A 24,025-nucleotide genomic window follows, 5' to 3' on the forward strand; every position below is an offset into this window, starting at 1 on the left:
CGTTACGACACGTGCGGCGGCGGGGGAGGCGTTCGCCGCACCTGTCCGCCGGACGGGGGAATCAGTGCGGGCGCGGCCGCAGGACGACCTCGGTGGGGTGCGAATCCGGAGTGGACTCCAGTGCGTTCCGGACGGCGGTGGCCACCGATTCGGCCCGGAGGAATGCGGTCGGGTCGTAGGTGCGACCCTCGGCGGCGACGATCGCGCGCTGCATGTCGGTGTCGACGCGGCCCGGGTGGATCGAGGTGACGCGCAGGTCGGGTTCCTCACCCCGGAGGGTGTCGGTGACGGCCCGGAGCGCGAACTTGGAGGCGCTGTAGGCGCCCCAGCCGGGCTTGGCGGTGATCCCCGCGCCGGAGTTGACGACGACGAGGTGGCCCCGTGCCGCGCGTAGCGCCGGGAGCAGCACCCGGGTCAACTCGACCACCGCGAGCACGTTGACCTCGAACGCCCGGCGCCAGTGCCCGGCGTCCGACTCGTCGATCCGGCCGAGGTCCGCGACCCCGGCGCTGTGGACGAGGCCGTCGAGCGAGTCGATGTCGTGGGCCGCGCGGGCGACCCCGTCGGCGGTGGCGAGGTCGGCCTCCACCACCCGCGCTGAGCGGCAGTCAGTAGCGACGGCCTGCAGGGAGTCGACGTCCCGACCCACGAGGATAAGGTCGTGGGCGGCGGACAGTTCGCGCGCGGTCGCCGCTCCGATCCCGCGGGAGGCGCCGGTGATCAGGACAGTGCTCATGCCCCGAGGGTAGAGGGGCGCGGCTGATCCGGCTGGGTGTCGGGCTGGGCGTCCGGGTCGCCGTCGAAGGCGTCGAGCAGGGCGGTGAGTGCGGGCACCGCCGAGGAGAGCAGGTCGCGGTGTTCGGGGGTCAGGTGCGCCATGCGCTCGGCGAAGTCCCGGTCCCGGTCCGCCAGCACCTCCTCGATGCGGGCCCGCCCCAGGTCGGTGAGGCGGACGCACACCCCGCGGCGGTCGGAGGCGTCGGGTTCACGCTCGACGTACCCCATGGCCTCGATCACGCTCACCGAGTTACTGGTGGTGGGGACCCGCACGTTCTCCAGCCGGGCGAGGTCCGACATCCGGAGCCGCCCGTGACAGGCCAGGGTGTGCAGGATCGAGGTCTGCGCGCGACTCAGGGCGTACTGGGTGCTCTGCCTGCGGACCAGCAGGTCCAGCCGCAACAGGATCGGCCGGAACTGTTCGGCGAGACCCGAAGCGGGCCTACCCTCCCGTATGGCCGGTTCGCTCGTCGTCGTCTCCATGACCCCTGCCCCCTCGACACCGGCTTCCCCCGGAAGCCTCGCGGAACCGAATCTAGGCCCAAGTTCGCCAGTCGTGGGGCGTCACCTCGCCGCGGTGGGGGACACTGACGGCATGGGTTTGTATCACCAGATCACCGGGACCGGTCCCACCATCGTCCTGCTCCACGGGGTGTGCCACCGGGCGCACGCCTGGGATCCGGTCGTGCCACTGCTCACGGATCGGTTCCGGGTGGTGGTCGTGGACCTGCCCGGCCACGGGCAGTCCGCGGACCTGCCCGACGCCGGGGACGTCCTCGACTACGTTGTCACCGAACTCGTCACCCTCCTGGAGGAGGTCGTCCCGGCCGGGGAGCGCCCGCACATCGCGGGCAACTCCCTCGGCGGCTTCCTGGCGCTCGAGCTGGGTGCGCGGGGGTTGGCGAGCAGCGTCACCGCGCTCTCGCCCGCCGGGTTCTTCCGATCGCAGGCCGAGTGGCGCTACACGGTCACCGTCTTCCGGAGTCTGCGACGGGCGGCCGCGAAGCTCGGTCGCCACACCCCCGCGCTGACCGAGCGGGCCGCCGGACGTGCGGTGATGATGGCGGTGTTCTGTGCCCGGCCGTGGCGCTACCCCGCGGAGGCGGCGGCGATCGACAGCGAGGCGATCGTGTCCAACACCGTGCTCGACCGCGCCGACCGGCGCGCGTTCCTCTTCTCCGCGCCCGTCGACGAGGACCTGCCGATCACCATCCGGTGGGGCCGGTTCGACCTGGTCCTGCCGGTGCGCCAGGTCGCGCTCGCCACGCGCCTGTTCCCGCAGGCGAGGATCGAGATCAGTGCGGACGGCCACGTGCCGATGTCGGACGACCCGGAGGGGGTCGCCGCTTCGATCATCGCCTGCGCGGAGCGCGGCCTGGCGTACACGCCGGCCGGGGGCCGGGTCTGACGACCCGGCCCATGGGCCGTCAGGACCCGAACCGGCCCGTCGTCAGGGAGCCGGAGCCGAGTGACCCCGAACCGAGTGACCCCGAACCGAGGGGGCCGGCGCCCCCGGAGAAGCCGTTCCGCCACGCGACCACCGTCGACGGCCGCGGCTGCGAGGTGCCGCCGTCGGGCCAGTGCGAGGCCGGGTTCTCGATCGACGCGCCGTCCTTCTCACCCGGGTGCTGGACGTTGACGATCGCGCGATCGTTGAACACCAGCGGACCGCAGGTTTCCGCCCCGATCGGGACGGTGAGGAACAGCTTGGTTTCGCCGCGGTTCGGCCCCTCGGTGGCCACCGAGTAGAGGCCGTCGTTGAAGCCGAGCGCGTTGCCGTCGGTGGACACCCACAGCCCGCCGGCGGGGTCGAACGCGACGTTGTCCGGACAGGAGATGGGGCTGACCTTGGACTTGTCGAAGCCGCCGAAGTACGAGTCCGCCTCGGCCGGGTCGCCGCACACCAGGAGCAGGTTCCACCCGAAGGTGGTGCCGGCGTGGTCGTCGGTGATCTCCACGACCTGCCCGTGCTTGTTGTTGTGCCGCGGGTTGGCCTCGTCCACGTCCGCGGTCGTGCGGCGGGTGTTGTTGGTCAGCGCCATGTAGACCTTGCCGGTGGTCGGGCTGGGCTCGACGTCCTCGGGGCGGTCCATCTTGGTGGCTCCCACCCGGTCCCCGGCCATGCGGGTGTACACGGCGACCTGCTCCGCCGTCATGCCCGGCACATGCGAGACGGCGCTCCCACCGGCGGCGACGGTCATGAGCGGGATCCAGGTGCCGGTGCCGTCGAACGCGCCGTCGGCGGGCAGCGCCCCGGAGCCGTCGATCTCCGCGGCGGGGGAGTTGCCGGCGAACGTCGCCACGTAGAGGGTGCCCTCGTCGAGGATCCTCATGTTCTCGGCCCGCGCGGCCGACGAGGTGCCGGGCGTGATCCGGCGGCTGGAGACGAACTTGTAGAGGTAGTCGAAGCGCTCGTCGTCGCCGGAATAGGCGACGACCGTGCCGTCCCCGGTTACGTGGATGCTGGCGCCCTCGTGCTTGAACCGGCCCATCGCGGAGTGCTTGACCGGGGTCGAGTCCGGATCCCAGGGATCCACCTCGACGACGTAGCCGAAGCGGTTGACCTCGTTGGGCTCGGCGGCCAGGTCGAACCGGGGGTCGAAATCCTCCCACCGTCGTCCCGAGCGGGAGACGGAGATGCCGTAGCGGCGCAGGGCCTCGAGTCGCTCCGGGTCGGCGACCGTCCCGGCGGTGCCGAAGTACTGGTTGAAATTCTCCTCGCCGGACAGCACGGTGCCCCACGGGGTGTGCCCGCCGGCGCAGTTGTTCAGCGTGCCCAGCACCCGCGTGCCGGTCGGGTCCGCAGTGGTCCGGGTCAGGGCACCGACGGCGGGGCCGCGCAGCTCGAACGGGGTGGTGGCGGTGATCCGGCGGTTGTACGAGCCCATGACGGGGTCGAGCCCGCCGTCGCCGGCGCGGCTGGCCAGCTCGACGACGGTCAACCCGTGGGCGGCCCAGGCGATCTCGACCTGCTCGCGGGTCGGCGACGAGGAATCGTACCCGCGGAACATCGACGGCTCGGTCGAGTACTCGTGGTTGACGATGAGCAGGAAACGCTCGTCCCGGTCGTCCATCGGCAACAGCACGGCCAGGTCGCAGTTGAAGCCGTACTGCATGGCCTGCGCCGCGGCGGTCTGGTTCTCGAAGTCGAACTCCGGCGCCCCCGGCAACACGGGGTCGCCCCAGCGGATCACCACGTCACTGGTGTACCCGTCCGGGACCGTGACGGCGTCGGCGGTGTTGGGTGCGACCGGGGTGAACGACGTATCGATGGTGGGCCCGCCGGTCGACCCGGTGGGGCCGAGCGGGCCGGCGGCGGTCGAGCCCTGCGCCGCGGCGGTCGCGGGCAGTACCTGGCTGGCCCCCACGGCCAGCGCCACGACCCCCGCGGCCTTGAGCGCCCCGCGGCGGCTGATCTGGGTGGCGATCTCGCCGAAGTAGGGGTTGGCGGTGGTGTTGGGCACCGGTGCGGCGCACTGGTCGCCGCACTTGTAGACGCAGGTCACGTGCTGGCGGTTGGAGATCCCCGGCGACGGGGTGCTGGCGATCGGGAGCAGGCGGCGGACGGACATCGGGGTCTCCTGGAGGTGTCGACAGTCGTAGTGGACGCATGCACGCTAGGGGCGCCGGACCACCGGCCGGCCGCGTCCCGACCACGCGCGGATGAACTCTGGGCACAGCCACGGTGAACTCCGCCCGGGCCCGCTACAGTCGTCGTGTTGCCCTCTATCTCGGATCGTCCGGCACGTTCCTGCCGGTGAAGGGAAGTCTTCTCATGGCCTCGGTGACCTTCGAGAACGTGTCCATCGTCTATCCGGGGGCCGCGCGTCGCAGCGTGGACCGCCTGGACCTGGAGATCGCGGACGGGGAGTTCCTCGTCCTGGTCGGCCCCTCGGGCTGCGGCAAGTCCACGACGCTGCGCGCCCTCGCCGGCCTGGAGGACGTGGCGGCCGGCCGGATCCTCATCGGCGACAAGGACGTCACGGGGACCGAGCCCAAGGATCGCGACATCGCGATGGTGTTCCAGAACTACGCGCTGTACCCGCACTACACGGTCCGCGAGAACATGGGTTTCGCCCTGAAGCTGGCCAAGGCCTCCAAGACGGAGATCGCCGAGCGGGTCGACCGCGCGGCGGAGATGCTCGACCTGGTGCCGTACCTCGACCGCAAACCCAAGGAGCTCTCCGGTGGCCAGCGCCAGCGCGTGGCCATGGGACGGGCGATCGTGCGCAACCCGCAGGTCTTCCTCATGGACGAGCCACTGTCCAACCTCGACGCCAAGCTGCGTGTGGCCACCCGCGCACAGATCGCCAAGCTACAGCGCGACCTGCACACCACGATGATCTACGTGACCCACGACCAGGTCGAGGCCATGACCATGGGTGACCGCGTCGCGGTGCTCAAGGACGGGGTGCTCCAGCAGGTGGACACCCCGCGCGAGCTGTACAACAACCCGATCAACGCCTTCGTGGCCGGCTTCATCGGGTCCCCGTCCATGAACCTCTTCGAGGCCCCGGTCGGCGACGGCACGGTGGATCTCGAGGGGTTCCGCGAGCCGGTGCCCGAGGGATCGGGTTCACGGGTCACCGTCGGCGTGCGGCCCGAGCACCTGCGGTTGGCCGCGGACGGGCGCGGGTTGGAGGTCACGGTCGACCTGGTGGAGGAGCTCGGGGCGGACAGTTACCTGCACTGCTCGACCGGTGACGGGCATCCGGTGGTGTACCGCGCGGAGTCGGGCGACCACCCGCGCAAGGGCGAGACGATGTACCTCGAGGCGCTCGACGGCGAGGTCCGATTCTTCGACGTCGAGACCGGTCTCAGACTCCGCTGACGGTCGCGGGGCGGTGCATGCTACATCCGCAACAATTGTTGTTGCTAGAGTGACAAGTGTGACCTCGCTCGCGTGACGCCCCATGTCATCGGAGCGACGGCGCGTCGGCCACATGTTCGCACGTGGTCCCGCGCCACCGCCGCCTCGTGGGTTACGCTCAGCAGGTCCTCAGTGAGACCCGCGTCACAGGCGGCACCGGTCCACTGCCCGTCGGTATTCGCCGAGGGGAGTCGAGACACGACAGTAGGAGAGAGCGCATGGCCGTTCACGGCAGGTTCCTCAAGGCGGCGGCGGCCGCCTCCATCGTCGCCCTGGTATCGGCAGGGTGTGGATCGGGTGGCGACGAGTCCGACCAGCAGGCGGAGGCCGGCGCCTCGGGCGTCGGCCCCATCACCTTCGCGATGGGCAGCAACGATACCGACAAGCTCCGCCCCGTCATCGAGCAGTGGAACGCGGAGAACCCCGACCAGGAGGTCACCCTCCGCGAGCTGCCCGCCGAGCAGGACGGACAGCGCGACACCCTGACGCAGTCCCTCCAGACCGAGAGCGGCGAGTACGACGTCTTCGCCCTCGACGTCACCGACACCGCCTACTTCGCGGCCAACGGCTGGCTGCAGCCGATCGAGGGTGACACCGAGGTGGACACCTCCGGCCTGATCGAGGCCGCCGTCGACTCGGCGACCTACAACGGCACCCTCTACGGCGTGCCGCAGAACACCAACGCCCAGCTGCTGTACTACCGCACCGATCTCCAGCCGGAGGCGCCCGCCAACTGGGAGGCACTCGTCTCCTCCTGCGAGGCCGCCGAGGGTGCGGACGTCGACTGCCTGCAGACCCAGCTCAGCCAGTACGAGGGCCTGACGGTCGCCGCCACCCAGTTCATCCACAGCTGGGGCGGCAAGGTCGTGGGCGAGGACGGGAAGACGCCCGAGCTCGACACCGACCAGGCACGCGAGGGTCTGACCGCCCTCGTCGACGCCTACAAGGGCGGCGTGATCGCCCCGCAGACCGACGCGTTCACCGAGGAGGAGACCGCACAGGCCTTCCTCGCCGGCGAGACCATGTACTCCTACAACTGGCCGTACATGTACGAGTCGGGTCAGTCCGACCCCACGTCCCAGGTCCAGGGCAAGTTCCAGGTCGCCCCGATCGTCGGCAAGGACGGCGCGGGCCAGTCCACGCTCGGTGGCTACAACAACGCCATCAACGTGTTCTCGGAGAACAAGGAGACCGCGCGCGCGTTCCTCGAGTTCATCATCTCCGAGGACGTCCAGATGGGCTTCGCCGAGCAGTCGTTCCCGCCGGTGCTGTCCTCGATCTACGACGACGAGGCGCTCCAGCAGGAGTTCCCGTACATGCCGGCACTGAAGGCGGCGCTCGACAACGCCGAGCCGCGCCCCGTCACGCCGTTCTACCCGTCGGTGTCCAAGGCGATCCAGGACAACACCTTCGCCGCGCTGCGTGGGGAGAAGGACGTCCAGCAGGCCCTCACGGACATGACGGCCGCGATCGAACAGGCTCAGTGATCCACGACAGCTGAGTGATCGACACGGTCCGATGACAGACGGTTGTCGGACCAGGGCAGGTGGGCCCCGGGTAACGTTCCCGGGGCCCACCGGTCTCCCTGGTGGGCGGGCACGAACCCGGCGAGGAGCGAGGCGATGACGACGATCGAGAAGTCCCCGGCGCCACTGGTCGAGAAGAAGTTCGACTGGCGGCCGGTGTGGATGGTGGGCCCCGCACTGGCCATCCTCGCGGTGGTGATCGGCTACCCGGTCATCCGCGCCGTGTACCTGTCCTTCATGGCCGACCGAGGTCTCGACCCGGCCACCGGAATGTTCTCGGACGGCGGGTTCGCCGGCTTCCAGCATTACCTCTACTGGCTGACGCAGGCGTGTCCGGCGCCCGGCGGGGACGGCACCGTCACCTGTCCGCCCGGCGTCTCGTCCGTCGACTTCTGGCCCGCCATGGGCAATACCCTGTTCTTCACCGTCACCACGGTCTCCCTCGAGACGGTGCTCGGTTTCGCCATGGCCGTGGTCATGGGCAAGAGCATCTGGGGTCGCTCCCTGCTGCGGGCCGCCGTGCTCGTCCCGTGGGCGATCCCCACCGCCGTCACCGCCAAGCTGTGGGCGTTCATCTTCGCCCCCAACGGGATCGCCAACACCATCCTGGGCACGAACATCGCCTGGACCACCGACCCGTTCTACGCCCGGATCGCCATCATCGTGGCCGACGTGTGGAAGACCGCGCCCTTCATGGCGCTCCTCATCCTCGCCGGCCTCCAGATGATCCCCGGTGACGTCTACGAGGCGGCCCGCGTCGACGGCGCCTCACGCTGGCAGCAGTTCACCAGGATCACCCTGCCGCTGGTGCGGCCCGCCCTCATGGTGGCGATCCTGTTCCGCACGCTCGACGCGCTGCGCATGTACGACCTGCCCGTCATCCTCGTCTCCGCCAACTCCAACTCGCCGACTGCGACCGTGTCGATGCTGGTGGTCAACGAGATGAGGATGGGCAACTTCAACAGCGCCTCCGCGATATCGACACTGGTGTTCCTGCTGGTCTTCGCCGTCGCGTACATCATGGTGAAATTCCTCGGCGCGAACGTCGTGGAAGATCGCACCGGCAAGAAGGAGGAGATCCGGTGAGCGACCGAGTGTCTGAACCGAGCACCTCGCCGACGATGCCGCGGCCCTCCTCGTCGTCGTCGACCCCCGGTCCCGATCGGCGTCCCGACGACCAGGACATCAAGCCGCCGCGCAAGCCCTTCGGCCGCACCGCGAGCACCTACGTCGGGGCACTGCTCATCCTCGTCTGGGGACTCGCGCCGTTCTACTGGATGCTCGTCACCGCGTTCCGCGACAACCGGTTCATCTTCTCCGCCAGCCCCGTGCCCTCGCACCTCACGTTGGACAACTTCCGTGAGGCCCTGTCCACGGACGGCGGCAACAACTTCCTGGGCGCGATCATCAACTCGGTGGTCATCAGCTCGATCACGACGGCCTTGGCGCTGACGTTCGGCGTGTTCACCGCCTACGCCCTCGCCCGGGTCGACTTCCGCGGCAAGTTCCTCGTCACCGGGATCATCCTCGCCGCGTCGATGTTCCCCGGCGTCGCGCTGGTCACCCCGCTGTTCCAGCTGTTCACCGACATCGGCTGGATCGGCACCTACCAGGCGCTCATCATCCCCAACATCTCGTTCGCGCTGCCGCTGACCATCTACACGCTCACGTCGTTCTTCAACGACCTGCCGTGGGAGCTGGAGGAAGCCGCTCGCGTCGACGGCGCCACCCGCGGCCAGGCGTTCATCAAGATCATCCTGCCGCTCGCCGCGCCGGCGCTGTTCACCACCGCGATCCTGGCGTTCATCATCACGTGGAACGAGTTCGTGCTCTCGCAGCAGCTGTCCACCGCCGCGACCGAGCCCGTCACCGTCGCGATCGCCCGCTTCTCCGGCGTCAACCCGTACCTCCCGCCGCACGCGGCGATCATGGCCGCCGGCGCGCTCGTCACCGTGCCGCTGGTGGTCATGGTGCTGATCTTCCAGCGGCGGATCATCTCCGGCCTCACCGCCGGCGGCCTGAAGAGCTGACCGACGGTGGCTCGAAGCGGCGGGGACGCCCTGGGTGCCCGGCAGCGGCTGGAGGTCATCGGCGGGTTCGTCGGGTTCTTCACGGTGCTGGCACTGGTCAATGCGGTCGGGCTGATCCTCACCGGGCGGCCGTCGATCTTCGCCTCGCTGGTGCTGGTGCTCATGCTGGTGGCGTCGTGGTACACCTACCGGACGTGGCGCCGGGTCGACAGGGCGGTCAAGCGGGGCTGAGTGCCCGCGATCCGCCCCTCGAAATGCGCCTTGCGCTGCAGATTCCGGCCGCGTCGGGTGCCCCGGCGCGATCCGCCCTCCCGAATGCGAGTCGCGTGCGGGGGCCGGAGGGCAGATGACGAGCCGGAGGGCGGATCGCGGGAGCGCGGGTCAGCGCCCGTCGCGCCAGGCCACCAGCGATTCGACCAGGTCCAGCGGGTACTCCGGCCCGTTGAGCCCGACCGTGAAGAGGGTGACGCCCTCGGCGTGCAGGTCCTCGGCGAGTCGCCTGGCCTCATCGGGTGAGCTGGCGCCGCCGATCTCGGTCGACCGCTCGATCTCGTCAGGGTCGCGCCCCACGTCCGCGCAATGCCCGGCGAGCACCTCCGACTTGTGGCGGTAGGTCTCCACGTCCACGAACGAATGCCAGATGTCGGCGTGACGGGCCACGTGGCGCAGGGTCTTCTTCTCGCCGCCGCCGCCCAGCAGCACGGGGATGTCCCGCGTCGGAGCGGGGGTGAGCCTGGCGAAGCGCTGCTCGATCCGCTCGAGGGAGTGCCCGAGGTCGTCGAGCCGCGACCCCTTGGTGCCGAACTCGTAGCCGTACTCGGCGTAGTCCCGCTCGAACCACCCGCCGCCCAGGCCCAGGATGAGGCGGCCGCCGGAGATGTGGTCGACGGTCCGGGCCATGTCGGCCAGCAGGTCGGGATTGCGATAGGTGTTGCAGGTGACCAGGGCGCCGATCTCCACGCGCTCGGTCTGCTCGGCCCAGGCGGCCAGCATCGTCCAGCACTCGAAGTGGGCGCCGTCGGGGTCGCCGTAGAGCGGGAAGAAGTGGTCCCAGTTGAAGACCACGTCCACGCCCGCGTCCTCCGAGCGTCGGATGGCGTCCCGGATCAGCCCGTAGTCGGGCGAGTGCTGCGGCTGGAGCTGGACGGCGATGCGGACCGGGCGCGCGGGGTTGGGGGTCATGCGCCCCATTGTGGGGCGTGGCGCCGCCCCGCGCACCCGGCCCGCGCACCCGCCCCGCGCACCCGGCCAGCGGGGCTCAGTGCTGGCGCTCGAGGACGAACCAGAAGTGCTCGCCCTCGTGGACGGTGCCGCGCCCGTTCATCACCGCGAGGAGGGTGTCGGGGCCGACGACGGCGAAGTGGTCGATCACCGGCAGACGGTCGTACACCATGGAGGCGGTCGGGCGGCCGCGGAAGGAGACCTCCCACAGGGATGCCCCGCCCCCGCCCGTCGCTGAGGTGTCCGGCACGACGTCACCGGCGTCGTCGGTGACGAGGATCGGGTCCACCTTGCGGGCCTCGGTGAAGTCCTTGCCCCACCAGCGCATCTGCCCGAGCATGCCGAACATGGGATGCCCGGTGTCCAGGCCGGTGCCCCTCCAGCGGCTGCCCGCGATGTCGTCGACCCGCGCGGGCTCGAGGGAGTCCCACAGTGCGGAGATCCGGACCGAGGGGACCGTGTCGAGCGCCAGGATGAGCTCGAGCTCGCGCGCGGCGTCGCCCGCGGCCTCGTCGGTGTCGGCGGCTCCGGCGGTGTCGGCGGCGCTCACAGTCCGAGCGTCTTACCGATGATGTCGCGCTGCACCTCGTTGGTGCCGCCGTAGATGGTGGAGACCACCGCCTGGCGCACCAGGCGCTCCATGCCGTACTCGGTGGCGTATCCGTACCCGCCCATGGACTGCATGCACTCCAGGGTCACGCGCTTGCTCAGCTCGGACGCCTTGAGCTTGGCCATGGACGCCTCGCGGGGGAACAGGGCCGTGGGGTCGGCGTCGTCGACCTTCTTGGCGACCGCGTAGACGAGTAGGCGCGTGGCCTCGATCTCGGTGGCGAGGTCGGCCATCCGGTGGCGCAGCACCTGGAAGGACCCGACGGGCCGGCCGAACTGCTCGCGCTCCTTGATAAAGGTCAGGCAGTCGTCGAACGCGCGCTGGGCCACGCCGAGCTGCATGGCCGCGAGGATGAGGCGCTCGGTGTTAAGGCCGGTCATGAGCTGCTTCCACCCGCCGCCGACCTCCCCGATCACGGAGTCGGCGGGCAGGCGGACGTCGGTGAAGTAGAGGTCGTTGACCTCCTTGCCGCCCATGGTCTCGATCCCGGTGATCTGCAGGCCCGCGATGTCGGCGGGCACGTCGAACATCGTGATGCCCTCGTGTTTCTTGCCCGACGAGTCGGTGCGGGCCACGAGCAGGATGCGGTCGGCGAAGTGCGCGTTGGAGCACCAGGTCTTCTGGCCGTTGATCACCCAGTCGTCGCCGTCGCGCTCGGCCTTGCAGCGCAGGGCGGCGACGTCGGACCCGGCACCCGGCTCGGACATCGAGATGGACAGGGTGCCGCCGTTCACGACCAGCTCGAGGGCGCGCCTGCGCTGCTCCTCGGTCCCGAACTTCTGGTACGCGGCGGCCGTGATGAGGGTGGGGCCGATGCCTCCGATGGGGGCCAGACCGCGCAGGGAGTGCTCGAGGAGGAGGCACAGTTCGACGGCGCCGGCGTCGGAGCCGCCGTACTCCTCGGGGACGGTGAGTCCCAGCCACCCGAGCTCGGCCATCTTGGCGTAGATGTGCGGCGAGTGGGTGCCGCCCTCGGTGGTGAGCTCGCGCCGCTTCTCGACGCTGCCGACCTCGCGCGCGCAGAAATCATCGATCGATCGGGCGAAGTCACGCTGCTCTTCGGTGAGGATGTCGAACACTTCTCGCCTCGGTTTTCTGTGGGTGGTTGTCCCGGTATCGGTCACGGGGTGTCGGTTGCGTGCACACTGGACTACTGTGGCCCGTATCACGGTACGCTACATCAAATATATGTGATCGGAAACGAGAGGACCTCAGATGACGACCACCGAGCCCAGCAAGACCGGACCCACGTTCGCGAGCCTGGACCCCCGCGACGGCACCGTCCTCGCCGAGTACCCGATCGCCGGGCCGGAGGAGGTCGCCCTAGCCGTGGAGCGTGCGCGCGCCGCCGCCCGCTGGTGGGCCAAGCAGGGTCCGCGGGGTCGCCGCGAGTGGCTGCTGGAGTACAAGCGGGCGATCTCGTCGAGGGCCCAGGAGCTCGCGTCGCTGATCTCCGCCGAGACCGGTAAGCCGGACGAGGACGCGACCCTCGAGGTCATGCTCACCGTCAGCCATCTGGAGTGGGCGGCCAAGAACGCGGACAAGGTCCTGCGACGGCGCTCCGTCTCGGCCGGGCTGCTCATGAGCAACCAGGCCGCCTACGTGGAATATCAGCCCTACGGCGTGGTCGGCGCGATCGGCCCGTGGAACTACCCCGCGTTCACCCCGATGGGCACGCTGTCCTACGCCATGGCCGCGGGCAACGCGGTGGTATTCAAGCCCAGCGAGCTCACGCCGGGTGTGGGCGTGTGGCTGGCGGAGGTGTGGGATTCCCTGGGCGCCTCCCAGCCGCTCATCCAGACGATCACCGGCGACGGCTCGACGGGCGCGGCGTTGTGCAGGGCGGGCGTCGACAAACTCGCGTTCACCGGCTCCGCCGCGACGGGCCGCAAGGTCATGGCCGCCTGCGCGGAGACGCTCACGCCGGTCGTCATCGAGGGCGGTGGCAAGGACGCCCTGCTCGTCGACTCGGACGCGGATCTCGACGCCGCCGCCGACCAGGCGGTCTTCGGCGCCATGGGCAACGCGGGCCAGACCTGCGCGGGCGTGGAGCGGATCTACGTCCACTCGGACGTCCACGACGCGTTCGTCCAGAAGTTCACGGCCAAGGTCCGCGCGCTCACCCCGGGCAACTCGATCTCCTCCAGCTACGGGCCCATGACGCTGCCGGCGCAGGTCGACATCGTCCGCAGGCACGTCAAGGACGCGATCGCCAAGGGCGGCCGGGCCGTACTCGGCGGCGAGGACTCCGTCGGCGAGAAGATCATCGAGCCGGTTGTCCTGGTCGACGTCCCCGAGAACTCGTCCGCGATCACCGAGGAGACCTTCGGCCCCACCGTCGTGATCAACCCTGTCGCGGACCTGGAGGAGGCCATCGAGAAGGCGAACGCCAGCAGCTACGGCCTCGGCGGGTCGATCTTCACCGGCAACAAGAAGCGGGGGCTGGCCCTCGCGGAGAAGTTGGACGTGGGCATGGTGTCGGTCAACTCGTTCCTCGCGTTCGCCGGCATCCCGGCGTTGCCGTTCGGCGGTTCGGGCGACTCGGGCTTCGGCCGCATCCACGGCGCCGACGGGTTGCGCGAGTTCGCCCGTCCCAAGGCCATCACCGCGCAGAAGTTCGCGGCCCCGCTGAACCTCATGACCATGACCCGCAAGCCGCGTGACATCAAGATCGTCAAGTGGATGCTCGCCAACGTCCAGGGAAAGATGTGATGTGGGATGACCGCCACCTCCGCTGAGAGAACCCCGGAGAAGACGACGACGACGAGGTCCGCGGTCTCCGAGCGGCCCGCCGTACCCGGGGTGTTCGGACCCGTCCCGGCCGAGCTCGTCACCGACTCCGCCGTCGAGCACCCGCTCACGGCGGGGGTCCCGCTCAGGCCCGGTCGTTGGTACTGGCGCGACCTCATCGACACTCTGGACCCGGTGGCGGATGCGGAGGAGATCCACCGCATCACCTCGACGTACGAGTTCCCGTGGGACTACCAGCGGTCGCTCGAGCTGGCGCTGTACCGGACCTATTGCATCCCGTCGGTGTCGGCGGTCCTGGAGCAGGCGGGGAATTTCCGCGACCACCCGCAGAAGCGGTACGACGACACCGCGCTGCTCATGGTGGAGCTGGTGGAGCACGGGTACGACTCGCCCCGCGGCAAGGAGGCGCTGCGGGTCATCAACCGTCAGCACGCGATGTACGAGATCACCAATGACGACATGCTGTACGTGCTGTCGACGTTCATCTACGAGCCGCTCGAGTGGATCGATGCGAACGGCTGGCGGCGTCTGCATCCGAACGAGCGACTCGCGGCGTTCCACTTCTACCGCGAGGTCGGGCAGCGGATGAAGATCTCGGGGATCCCGGAGGACATCGGGGAGTTCCGGCGCTGGCGGGACGACTACGAGGCCCGCACCATGCGCTACGACCGGAACAACGAGCTGATCGGCACGTACACGCTCGAGCTGATGTGTTCCTGGTATCCCGAGCCGGTCCGGCCGGTGGTCCGCAAGGTCGTGCGGTCGCTGATCGACGACGACATGACCCGCGCCTTCGGCTTCCCGTGGCAGCCGCCGGCGTTCCGGGACGCCGCCTACGCGGCACTGCGGATGCGGTCCAGGGTGGTGCGCTGGCTGCCCGTCCGTCGCCGGGAACTCGGGGCCCGTGCGACCGAGAACCGGACGTACCCCGGATATCCGGAGGGCTACCGTCCGGCGGATCTGGGGGCCTGCCCGATCCAGCCGCGGGACCGGAAGGGCACCTGCCCGGTCGCGCACGCCCCAGCAGCCGGGGCCACCGGAGCCGCCTGACCCGCCGCCGCCGGCTCAGCGGGGGAGCAGCAGTGTCCGGGCCAACTCGCCGAGTCTGGCGGTCGCAGCCGGGTCGAAGCCCGTCCCCCAGCCGCCGTCGAGGACCACCGACAGCGCGGCGTGCACCCGGAGCCGGGCGGACACCTCGTCCGGCGGGGTTCCCCCGTGCGCGCGGGAGGCCTCGTGCACCAGGCTTGCCCACCGGTCGAGCTGGGCGCGCTGGGCCCGCTGGATCCGGTGCCGGTCCTCGGTGCCCAGACTGCCCAGTTCGGAGTGGTACAGCATCAGTTCGGGGCCGTGGGAGAACGCGATGCCGATGTACTGGTCCAGCAGGTCGACCAGGGACCCGGCCGGATCCGTGCCCGCGCCGTGCCAGGCGGCGTGCCGGTCCAAAAGGTCCCCGACCAGCCCGGCTGTCCTGTCCACCGCCGCGGTGAGCAGCGCGGCCTTGCCCGGAAAGTGCCGGTACAGCGCCGATGCGGCAACCCCCACATCGGCGCCGATCGCCTCCATCGTCACCCCGTCGTACCCGGTGGAATGGAAGCGCTCGATGGCGGCGCTGATGGCGCCCTCCCGGGTCGCGGCGCCGCCCCGCAGCCGGATCGACCCCGGTGCCGCACCGGGTGGTCCGGTCCTCGCCGCGGTCTCGGGGTGCCGGCGTCGCTGCGGAATGCACAGCGCGAGGTCGTCGGCGATCGAGGTCATCAGCGTCACGGCGTCGGGTCCGGTGATCTCGATCCGGTGGTGCCCCAGTGAGGCGATGCACGACAGGATCGCCCCGGCTGCCGAACCCGCGCCCGCCGTGGGTCCTCCTCGTCGTCGTCCCCGGACGGCGTCGGCGACCCGGCCGCGCACGCGGGCGTCGGCGGCGACCACCGCGGCGCGGTCCTCCGGGCTGAGGTACCGCAGTTGCCAGCGGTACAGCGACGCCCGTGAACGGTGGGTGAGCGTGGTCCGCGTGACCGACTCGACCACGTGTCGCAGGGCGTCCTCCTCGTCGACGTCCGTCCGATCGCCACCCGTGACGGGCGCGCCTCCGGTGGCGGACTCGAGCTCTGAGATGAGGATCGCGACGGCGTCCCTGAACATCTCGTACTTGCCGGGCACGTGCCGGTACAGCGCCCCGGGCGTCACCTCCAGCCGATCGGCGATGTGCTCCACGCGGGTGGAGTGGTAGCCGCGCCGGGTGAACTCCTCGCCCGCCACCAGCGCTATCTCTGCACGTCGGGACCCCGGCGGCGGGGCCTGGAGGGGGCGCGCGGCCTGCGCGTGGGTGGGGGTCACGTGGTCTCGGCTTCCGGGTTCGGCGGAACTAGGTGTGATCTTGACAACACCGGTTACAGTGGCCATAGTAAACCCGAATTCACAGATATATGTGATCGGATCCACGAGGCGCGTCACGTCGACGCCGCGGAACGTGGTCGAACGCGGAAGGGATCACCCACCCATGTCAGTGCCCGAGGCCTACATCTACGACGCGGTGCGTACGCCCCGCGGACGGGGAAAGTCCAGCGGTTCGCTCTACAGCGTCGCCCCGATCGACCTCGCCGTCGGCGTACTGCGGTCGCTCGTCGAGCGGAACGCCGACCTCGACCCGGCGCAGATCGAGGACGTGGTGATGGGCATCGTCGGCCCCGTCGGGGAGCAGGGCGCGGTGTTGCCGCGGATCGCCGCGATCGCGGCGGGCCTGCCGGAGACGGTGGCCGGGGTGCAGGAGAACCGCTTCTGCGCCTCGGGTCTGGAGGCGGTCAACCTGGCCGCGCAGAAGGTCCGCGCCGGTTGGGAGGACCTCGTGATCGCCGGCGGTGTGGAGTCGATGTCGCGGGTGCCGATGGGCTCGGATGGCGGGGCGTGGGCGCAGAACCCCCGGGTCAACTACGAGACCTCCTTCGTGCCCCAGGGCATCGGCGCCGACCTCATCGCCACCCTCGAGGGCTTCTCCCGCCGGGATGTCGACGAGTTCGCGCAGCGTTCCCAGGAACTGGCCTCGGCCGCGTGGGACGACGGCCGGTTCTCCCGGTCGGTGGTCCCCGTGGTCGACCTGGCGGGGCAGGTGGTCCTCGACCACGACGAGCACATCCGCCGCGGCACCACCGCCGATGACCTGGCGGCCCTGAAGCCCTCCTTCGCCGCCCTCGGCGAGCAGGCCGGGTTCGATGCCGTCGCGCTGCAGAAGTACCACTGGGTGGAGAGGATCGACCACGTCCACCACGCCGGCAACTCCTCGGGCATCGTCGACGGAGCCACCGCCCTGCTCATCGGCAACGCCGAGGCGGGCGAGCGGGGCGGCCTGACGCCGCGCGCCCGGATCGTCTCCGCCGCGGTGGTCGGATCCGAACCCACGATCATGCTCACCGGCCCCACGCCCGCCGCGCGCAAGGCGCTGGCCAAGGCGGGACTGACGGTCGACGACATCGACCTGTTCGAGGTCAACGAGGCGTTCGCCGCCGTGCCCATGCAGTTCGCCAAGGACCTCGACGTCCCGATGGACAAGATCAACGTCAACGGCGGCGCGATCGCCATGGGCCATCCCCTCGGCGCCACCGGCGCGATGATCCTCGGCACCGCCCTGGACGAGTTGGAACGCCGCGACGCCCGCTACGCCCTGGCCACTCTCTGCGTGGGTGCCGGGATGGGTATCGCCACGATCATCGAACGCCTGTAAGACCAGCCGCCGGCCTCAAGCCTCCCAAGGACGAGAACACCCCAATGAGTAGCGAATTCACCAACACCATCACCTACGAGCGCGATTCCGACGGCGTCGTCGTCCTCACCATGGACGATCCCAATCAGAGCGCCAACACCATGAACGCCGACTACCTGGCCTCCATGGAAGCGGCCGTGGACCGGCTCGAGTCCGAGGTCGACGACATCACCGGCGTCGTCCTCACCTCCGCCAAGAAGACCTTCTTCGCCGGTGGCGACCTCGGCGACATCCTCTCCATCCCCGCCGATGGCGCCGACCTGGCGATCGAGACCGTGGAGCGCGCCAAGGCGCCGCTGCGGCGGCTGGAGACCCTGGGCAGGCCGGTCGTGGCCGCGATCGGCGGGGCCGCGCTCGGTGGCGGACTGGAGATCGCCCTGGCCACCCACCACCGGATCGTGGTGGACTCGCGGGCCATCCAGCTGGGTCTGCCCGAGGTCGGGCTGGGCCTGCTGCCCGGTGGTGGCGGGATCGTCCGCACCGTCCGGATGCTCGGGGTGGCCACCGCCCTCATGGAAGTGCTGCTCGAGGGCAAGCGACTCCGTCCCGGCAAGGCGCAGCAGATCGGTCTGGTCGACGAGCTCGTCGCCGGCCCGGACGAGCTGCTGCCCGCGGCGAAGGCGTGGATCGTCGCCCACGCGGACGACCCCGCCGCTGCCACCCAGCCGTGGGACCGTAAGGGCTACCGCATGCCCGGCGGGACGCCGTCGAGCCCGGCCCTCGGGGCCAACCTGCCCGCCTTCCCCGCGATGCTGCGAAAGCAGCTCAAGGGCGCGCCCTACCCGGCGCCCGTGGCGATCATGGCCGCCGCAGTGGAGGGCGCCGGGGTCGACTTCGCCGCCGCCCAGGCGATCGAGGCCCGCTACTTCGCCGGTCTGGCCACCGGCCAGACCGCCAAGAACATGATCCGCGCGTTCTTCTTCGACCTGCAGAAGGCCAACGGCCTGGCCCGGGCCCACGGCTCGGCCGACCGGGAGCCGATCTCCAAGGTCGTCGTCCTGGGGGCCGGGATGATGGGCGCCGCGATCGCCTACGTCTGCGCCAAGGCCGGCATGGAGGTGGTGCTCAAGGACATCGACCAGGCCGCCGCCGAGCGCGGCAAGGGCTACTCCGCCAAGCTCGTCGCCAAGACCGTGTCCCGCGCCGCCGAGGGCGAGGCCCGGGACGCCGCGAAGGCCAAGGGCGATGCACTCCTGGCCCGCATCACCCCCACCACCGACCCGGCGGAGTCCGCCGGGGCGCAGGCCGTGATCGAGGCCGTGTTCGAGGATCCCGAGGTCAAGGCGAGCGTGTTCGCGGAGATCGCGCCGCACATTGCTGACGACGCCCTGCTGTGCTCCAACACCTCGACCCTGCCCATCACCATGCTCGCAGGCGGGGTGGACCGGCCCGCGGACTTCATCGGGCTCCACTTCTTCTCCCCGGTCGACAAGATGCCGCTGGTTGAGATCATCAAGGGCGCCGAGACGAGTGAGGACGCGCTCGGACGTGCCCTGGCGCTGGTCGCCCAGATCTCCAAGACCCCGATCGTCGTCAACGACTCGCGCGGGTTCTTCACCTCGCGCGTCATCGGCACTTTCACCAGCGAGGGCATGGCCATGCTCGCCGAGGGCGTGCCCGCCCCGACGATCGAGCAGGCCTCGGCGCAGGCCGGATACCCGGCGCCCGTGCTCGCACTCATGGACGAGCTGACGCTCACCCTGCCCCGCAAGATCCGCGACGAGACGCGAGAGGCCGCCGAGGAGGAGGGGCGCGAGTTGCCCGACCACCCGGGCAATGCCGTGCTCGACCGCATGATCGACGAGTTCGACCGCAAGGGCCGCTCGACCGGTTCCGGTTTCTACGAGTACGCCGACGGGAAGCGGGCCGGACTCTGGCCGGGGCTGACCGACGCCTTCGGCGGCACCACCCAGATCCCGCTGCAGGACGCGATCGACCGCATGCTCTTCGCCGAGGCGATCGAGACCGTCAAGTGCCTCGACGAGGGCGTGCTGGAGACCACCACCGACGCCAACGTCGGGTCGATCCTCGGCATCGGCTTCCCCGGCTGGACCGGTGGCGTCGCCCGCTATATGGACCAGTACCCCGGCGGACTGTCCGGGTTCGTCGCCCGCGCCGAGGAGCTCGCCGAGCGCTACGGCGACCGATTCACCCCGCCCGCCTCCCTTCGGGAGAAGGCCACCTCCGGTGGCACCTACGAGGAGGTCCACCCGTGATCCGCACCCGATTCACCGAAGAGTTCGGGGTACGGCACCCGATCGTCCAGGGCGGCATGATGTGGGTCGGCCGGGCCGAACTCGCCGCCGCCGTCTCCGAGGCCGGCGCCCTGGGCATCATCACCGGGCTCACCCAACCCACCCCTGAGGACCTGGTCAAGGAGATCGCCCGCTGCCGGGAGCTCACGGACCAGCCGTTCGGGGTCAACCTCACGATCCTTCCCGCGATCACCCCGCCGCCGTACGCCGAGTACCGGCAGGCGATCGTCGAGTCGGGCGTGAAGATCGTCGAGACGGCGGGGTCCAACCCCAAGGACCACCTGCCGGTGTTCCACGCCGCGGGCGTCAAGGTGATCCACAAGTGCACCTCGGTGCGTCACGCGATCAAGGCCGAGCAGCTCGGAGTGGACGCCGTGTCGATCGACGGCTTCGAGTGTGCCGGCCACCCGGGGGAGGACGACGTCCCGGGCCTGGTGCTCATCCCCGCCGCCGCGGCGAAGCTGTCCATCCCGATCCTCGCGTCCGGCGGGATCGCCGACGCCCGCGGCATGGTGGCGGCGCTCGCGCTGGGCGCCGACGGCGCCAACATGGGCACCCGCTTCATGTGCACCGCCGAGTCGCCGGTCGCCGAGCAGGTCAAGCAGCAGATCGTGGCCAACACCGAGCTCGACACGAAGCTGATCTTCCGGACGCTGCACAACACCGCGCGGGTGGCCGCCAACGCCGTCTCCGCCGAGGTGGTGTCGCGGGAGGCCGAGGGTGCCGAGTTCTCCGACATCCAACACCTGGTCGCCGGTGCCCGCGGACGCAAGGTCTTCGAGGACGGTGATCTCGACGCCGGTATCTGGAGCGCCGGACAATGCCAGGGACTGATCGACGACGTGCCCACCGTGGCCGAGCTCGTCGACCGGATGATGTCCGAGGCGGAGGAGATCATCACCGGCAGATTGGCCGGGATGGTCGAGGCGAGGGAGACGGTCCGATGACCGCGACCGGACGTGACGCCATCAAGGTCGACCATGACGACCTGGGAGTGGTGACGATCAGTATCAACCGGCCCGACCGGATGAACGCCCTCGACCACCCCACCGTGAGCGCGCTGACCGAGATCATCTCCGAACGCGGCACCGACCCGGGCACCCGGGTCATCGTGCTCGCCGGAGAGGGCGGGGCGTTCACCACCGGCGCCGACCTGCAGGCCATCAAGGAGTCCGGGGACGACGCGCCCAGCCCCGACGACACCATGGCGGGGGCCGCCGCGTTGGTCCGCGCGGTCCTCACCGCTCCGGTCCCGGTGATCGCCGCGGTCACGGGTCCGGCCGCCGGGGTGGGTGTCTCACTCGCGCTGGCCTCCGACCTCGTCCTCATGTCGGAGGACGCCTACCTGTTGTTCGCGTTCACCAACATCGGCCTCATGCCAGACGGCGGGGCCAGCGTGCTGCTGCCGGCGGCCGTCGGTCGGTCGATCGCCTCGCGCATGCTGCTGCGCGGCGACGCCGTCTCCGCGTCGGAGGCCGGCGACGTCGGACTGGCCATGGAGGTCCACCCGACCGCGGATCTGAAGCCCGCGGCCACCAAGCTCGCCCGCCGGCTGGCCCGGGGCCCACGCCGCGCCCTGGAACTGACCAAGCGGGCCGTCACCGGGGCCACGTTGGCCGAGCTGGACGCGGCCCTGGCCCGGGAGCACGAGGGCCAGTGCGAGCTGCTGGTCTCGCCCGACTTCGCCGAGGGAGTGTCCTCGATCCTCGAGAAACGTCGTCCGAACTTCTCCTGAACCGTCCCTCTGTCACCTGCCCCTCCCGTCACCCACCGTCACGAAAGGCCGAGATCATGACCACCGCCACGGATCCCATCGCCGAGCTCCACGCGGCACGCCGCAACAACTGGAACACGTGGGTCGCCACCCACGCCGAGATGCAACCCGACGCGGAGGCGCTGCGCTACCTCGGACAGGCCACCACGTGGAGCCAACTGCACGAGCGCAGCAACCGCTTCGCCGACGCATTGGCCCGCCGTGGGGTGGGCAAGGGCGACCGGGTCATGCTCATCACGCTCAACAACCCTGAGTTCGTCGAGGCCGTGCTGGGCATCAACGAGCTGGGCGCGATCGCGGTACCGGTGAACTTCCGGCTCACCCCGGGTGAGCTCGCCTACCTGGTCGGCGACTCCGCGCCGAAGGTCGTCATCACCGACGCCATGCTCGCCCCGCTCGTCGGTGCGATCCGCGCGCAGGGCGAGGAGCCGGGCCATCACATCGTGATCGGGGGTGAGTCGGGGACGCCCGAGCAGACCACGTACGCCGACGCGATCGCGGAGGAGGGCCAGCCGCACGAGCCGGTCGACGTCCCCGAGGACTCCACCGCGCTCATCATGTACACCTCGGGCACCACCGGTCGTCCCAAGGGCGCGATGCTCTCGTATGAGAACCTCACCGCGCAGTCGCTGACCTGCATCCGCGTCTTCCGTCTGTTCGACGAGGAGGGCCGCGCGTTGTGCGCCGCCCCGATGTTCCACATCGCGGCGCTGGGATCGATCGCGCCGAGTCTCCAGCTCGGTGGCGTCACGGTGGTCCACCCGCTGCAGGCCTTCGACCCCGCGGCGGTCCTGGACACGCTCGAGGCCGAACGGATCACCAGCATCTTCCTCGTGCCCGTGCAGTGGCAGGCCGTCTGCGCCGAGCAGCAGGCCCGCCCACGCAGCCTGGTGCTGCGCAACATCTCCTGGGGCGCGGCCCCGTCCACCGACACGATCCTGCGCGCCATGGCCGAGACCTTCCCGGACGCCCTGAACTGCGCCGTGTTCGGCCAGACCGAGATGAGCCCGATCACCTGCGCCCTCGACGGCGACGACGCGATCCGCAAGCTCGGGTCCGTCGGCAAGGTCATCCCCACCCTCCAGGCCCGCGTCGTCGACGCATTCGGGGAGCCCGTCGGCCCGGGTGAGGTCGGCGAGATCGTCTACCGCGGCCCCACCACCATGTCCGGCTACTGGAACAAGCCCGAGGAGACCGCGGAGGCGTTCGAGGGCGGCTGGTTCCACTCCGGCGACCTGGTCCGGATGGACGACGAGGGCTTCGTCTACGTCGTGGACCGCAAGAAGGACATGATCATCTCCGGCGGCGAGAACATCTACTGCGCCGAGGTGGAGAACATCATCGCCGGACACCCGCGGATCCGCGAGGTCGCGGTGATCGGCCGCAAGGACGACAAGTGGGGCGAGGTCCCCGTCGCGGTGGTCGCCCAGAACGTGGAGGACGGCGGCACCGATCTCACCCTCGAGGAGCTGACCGAGTGGCTGCGGGACAAGCTCGCCGGCTTCAAGCTCCCCAAGCACCTGGTCCACGTCGACGAGCTCCCGCGCAACGCCAGCGGCAAGGTCGTCAAGGGCACGCTGCGCTCCGAGCACGGCACCATGGGCGTCTGACCCGAGCGCCATGGTCTTCCACCTCCCCACCGGCCGCGGCCCGGTCGTCGATCTCGCCGGCCAGGTCGGCTCGCTCGTCGGGTTCTCGGTCTTCACCCTGCTGCGGTGCGTGAGCACCGTGGCCCGCGGCCGGTTGGCGCTCGCCGAGACCCGTGACCAGGCGCTGTTCATCGCGCGTGTGAGCTCGGTGCCCGCACTGCTGCTCATGCTCCCGGTCGGCGTGCTCGTCGCGGTCTCGGTGGGGGAGCTCGCCGGCCGGCTGGGCGCGGCCGGGTACGCGGGTGCGGTGGTGGCCTTCGTGGTGGTGGGACAGGCCTCGGCCCTGGTGTGTGCGCTCATGCTCGCCGGGGTCGGGGGCTCGGCCATCTGCGCGGATCTCGGCTCGCGGACGATCCGCGAGGAGGTCGAGGCGATGGAGGTCATGGGCCTCGACGTGGTGGAACGTCTGGTCGTGCCCCGCGTGATCGCCACCGTGCTCGTCTCGGTGGTGATGTGCGCGCTGGTCACCGCCATGGGCGTGGTGGCCTGCCTGCTCTACCAGGTCTACGGGCAGGGGGAGTCCGCCGGCGCGTTCCTGTCGACCCTGAGCGCGTACGGCCGTCCGTCCGACCTGTGGATGGCCATGGTCAAGTCGATCGCCTTCGCGATCGTCTCCGCGCTCATCGCGACGTTCAAGGGTCTGCACGCCGACGGCGGCTCCTCCGGTGTCGCGGACGCGGTGAACGAGACCGTCGTCCTGGCGTTCGTCACCGTCTTCGTGGTCAACACGGTCCTGTCCGCGGTCTACGGGCTGGCCGTGCCGTCGGTGGGGAAGTACTGAGGTGGGGGGCTTCCGGGTCGCGGAGAC

21 protein-coding genes are annotated in these 24,025 nt (G+C 70.2%); 14 read left to right on the forward strand and 7 right to left on the reverse strand.

Going from position 1 to position 24,025, the window contains the following annotated elements; genetic code table 11:
• Positions 1-61 precede the first annotated feature (61 nt).
• Positions 62-736, reverse strand: a complete 675-nt coding sequence (locus tag AC3DE3_RS04990; RefSeq protein WP_488369193.1) for an SDR family oxidoreductase — start codon at positions 734-736, stop codon at positions 62-64.
• Positions 733-1,260, reverse strand: a complete 528-nt coding sequence (locus AC3DE3_RS04995) for a MarR family winged helix-turn-helix transcriptional regulator (protein WP_488369194.1) — start codon at positions 1,258-1,260, stop codon at positions 733-735. The genes AC3DE3_RS04990 and AC3DE3_RS04995 overlap by 4 nt, the downstream gene beginning before the upstream one ends.
• 112 nt (positions 1,261-1,372) lie before the next feature.
• On the opposite strand from AC3DE3_RS04995, the gene AC3DE3_RS05000 reads away from it, so the two are divergent.
• Positions 1,373-2,185 carry an alpha/beta fold hydrolase gene (locus AC3DE3_RS05000; RefSeq protein ID WP_488369195.1) on the forward strand — a complete coding sequence of 271 codons (813 nt, stop codon included), beginning with the start codon at positions 1,373-1,375 and terminating at the stop codon, positions 2,183-2,185.
• Positions 2,186-2,204: 19 nt separating this feature from the next.
• Here the strand turns inward: AC3DE3_RS05000 and AC3DE3_RS05005 are convergent, their stop codons facing one another.
• Positions 2,205-4,349 (reverse strand): PhoX family protein, encoded by a 2,145-nt coding sequence (locus AC3DE3_RS05005; protein ID WP_488369196.1) that lies wholly within the window; start codon positions 4,347-4,349, stop codon positions 2,205-2,207.
• 203 nt (positions 4,350-4,552) lie between these two features.
• On the opposite strand from AC3DE3_RS05005, the gene AC3DE3_RS05010 reads away from it, so the two are divergent.
• The 5 genes from AC3DE3_RS05010 (at position 4,553) to AC3DE3_RS05030 (ending at position 9,434) form a co-directional block, all read left to right on the forward strand.
• Positions 4,553-5,608, forward strand: a complete 1,056-nt coding sequence (locus tag AC3DE3_RS05010) for an ABC transporter ATP-binding protein (protein ID WP_488369612.1) — start codon at positions 4,553-4,555, stop codon at positions 5,606-5,608.
• A 257-nt stretch (positions 5,609-5,865) separates the two neighbouring features.
• Positions 5,866-7,134, forward strand: coding sequence for an ABC transporter substrate-binding protein (locus AC3DE3_RS05015; protein WP_488369197.1), 1,269 nt, complete (start codon positions 5,866-5,868; stop codon positions 7,132-7,134).
• 135 nt (positions 7,135-7,269) lie between these two features.
• Positions 7,270-8,259, forward strand: a complete 990-nt coding sequence (locus AC3DE3_RS05020; protein ID WP_182608842.1) for a carbohydrate ABC transporter permease — start codon at positions 7,270-7,272, stop codon at positions 8,257-8,259.
• Positions 8,260-8,294: 35 nt separating this feature from the next.
• On the forward strand, positions 8,295-9,203 hold the full coding sequence (locus AC3DE3_RS05025) for a carbohydrate ABC transporter permease (RefSeq protein WP_260489226.1): 909 nt from the start codon (positions 8,295-8,297) through the stop codon (positions 9,201-9,203).
• Between the two features lie 6 nt (positions 9,204-9,209).
• Positions 9,210-9,434, forward strand: a complete 225-nt coding sequence (locus tag AC3DE3_RS05030) for a hypothetical protein (RefSeq protein ID WP_007627187.1) — start codon at positions 9,210-9,212, stop codon at positions 9,432-9,434.
• Positions 9,435-9,584: 150 nt separating this feature from the next.
• Here AC3DE3_RS05030 and AC3DE3_RS05035 read toward each other — a convergent pair whose 3' ends face one another.
• The 3 genes from AC3DE3_RS05035 to AC3DE3_RS05045 all read right to left on the reverse strand — a co-directional run bounded on the left by AC3DE3_RS05035 (position 9,585) and on the right by AC3DE3_RS05045 (position 12,113).
• Positions 9,585-10,385 carry an LLM class F420-dependent oxidoreductase gene (locus tag AC3DE3_RS05035; protein ID WP_488369198.1) on the reverse strand — a complete coding sequence of 267 codons (801 nt, stop codon included), beginning with the start codon at positions 10,383-10,385 and terminating at the stop codon, positions 9,585-9,587.
• 76 nt (positions 10,386-10,461) lie between these two features.
• Positions 10,462-10,974, reverse strand: coding sequence for a DUF4334 domain-containing protein (locus AC3DE3_RS05040; protein ID WP_488369199.1), 513 nt, complete (start codon positions 10,972-10,974; stop codon positions 10,462-10,464).
• Positions 10,971-12,113 carry an acyl-CoA dehydrogenase family protein gene (locus AC3DE3_RS05045; RefSeq protein WP_488369200.1) on the reverse strand — a complete coding sequence of 381 codons (1,143 nt, stop codon included), beginning with the start codon at positions 12,111-12,113 and terminating at the stop codon, positions 10,971-10,973. The genes AC3DE3_RS05040 and AC3DE3_RS05045 overlap by 4 nt, the downstream gene beginning before the upstream one ends.
• Before the next feature lie 136 nt (positions 12,114-12,249).
• Here AC3DE3_RS05045 and AC3DE3_RS05050 point away from each other — a divergent pair, with 136 nt between their 5' ends.
• Entirely contained in the window at positions 12,250-13,746 is a 1,497-nt protein-coding gene (locus AC3DE3_RS05050) for an aldehyde dehydrogenase family protein (protein ID WP_488369201.1), read from the forward strand.
• Between the two features lie 6 nt (positions 13,747-13,752).
• The gene (locus AC3DE3_RS05055; protein WP_488369202.1) at positions 13,753-14,835 is read left to right on the forward strand and encodes an oxygenase MpaB family protein; all 1,083 of its coding nucleotides are present in this window, start codon (positions 13,753-13,755) and stop codon (positions 14,833-14,835) included.
• A 15-nt stretch (positions 14,836-14,850) separates the two neighbouring features.
• On the opposite strand, the gene AC3DE3_RS05060 is transcribed toward AC3DE3_RS05055, so the two are convergent.
• Entirely contained in the window at positions 14,851-16,119 is a 1,269-nt protein-coding gene (locus tag AC3DE3_RS05060) for a TetR/AcrR family transcriptional regulator (protein ID WP_488369203.1), read from the reverse strand.
• Between the two features lie 163 nt (positions 16,120-16,282).
• On the opposite strand from AC3DE3_RS05060, the gene AC3DE3_RS05065 reads away from it, so the two are divergent.
• Genes AC3DE3_RS05065 through AC3DE3_RS05090 form a run of 6 tightly spaced genes read left to right on the forward strand, consistent with a single transcriptional unit; the run spans position 16,283 to position 23,998 of the window.
• Complete coding sequence (locus tag AC3DE3_RS05065) at positions 16,283-17,500, forward strand: acetyl-CoA C-acetyltransferase (protein ID WP_488369204.1); 1,218 nt, start codon at positions 16,283-16,285, stop codon at positions 17,498-17,500.
• Between the two features lie 44 nt (positions 17,501-17,544).
• Positions 17,545-19,755 (forward strand): 3-hydroxyacyl-CoA dehydrogenase NAD-binding domain-containing protein, encoded by a 2,211-nt coding sequence (locus AC3DE3_RS05070; RefSeq protein WP_488369205.1) that lies wholly within the window; start codon positions 17,545-17,547, stop codon positions 19,753-19,755.
• Entirely contained in the window at positions 19,755-20,741 is a 987-nt protein-coding gene (locus AC3DE3_RS05075) for an NAD(P)H-dependent flavin oxidoreductase (protein ID WP_488369614.1), read from the forward strand. Before AC3DE3_RS05070 ends, AC3DE3_RS05075 begins: the two co-directional genes overlap by 1 nt.
• On the forward strand, positions 20,738-21,529 hold the full coding sequence (locus tag AC3DE3_RS05080; protein WP_260486069.1) for an enoyl-CoA hydratase: 792 nt from the start codon (positions 20,738-20,740) through the stop codon (positions 21,527-21,529). Before AC3DE3_RS05075 ends, AC3DE3_RS05080 begins: the two co-directional genes overlap by 4 nt.
• A 56-nt stretch (positions 21,530-21,585) precedes the next feature.
• A complete protein-coding gene (fadD5, locus tag AC3DE3_RS05085) occupies positions 21,586-23,178 on the forward strand; it encodes a fatty-acid--CoA ligase FadD5 (protein WP_488369206.1) in 1,593 nt (530 codons plus the stop codon).
• Between the two features lie 10 nt (positions 23,179-23,188).
• A complete protein-coding gene (locus AC3DE3_RS05090) occupies positions 23,189-23,998 on the forward strand; it encodes an MlaE family ABC transporter permease (protein WP_260486067.1) in 810 nt (269 codons plus the stop codon).
• The last annotated feature ends 27 nt before the right edge of the window (positions 23,999-24,025 follow it).

Source organism: Dietzia sp. IBK-p2-16D, from assembly GCF_057773085.1.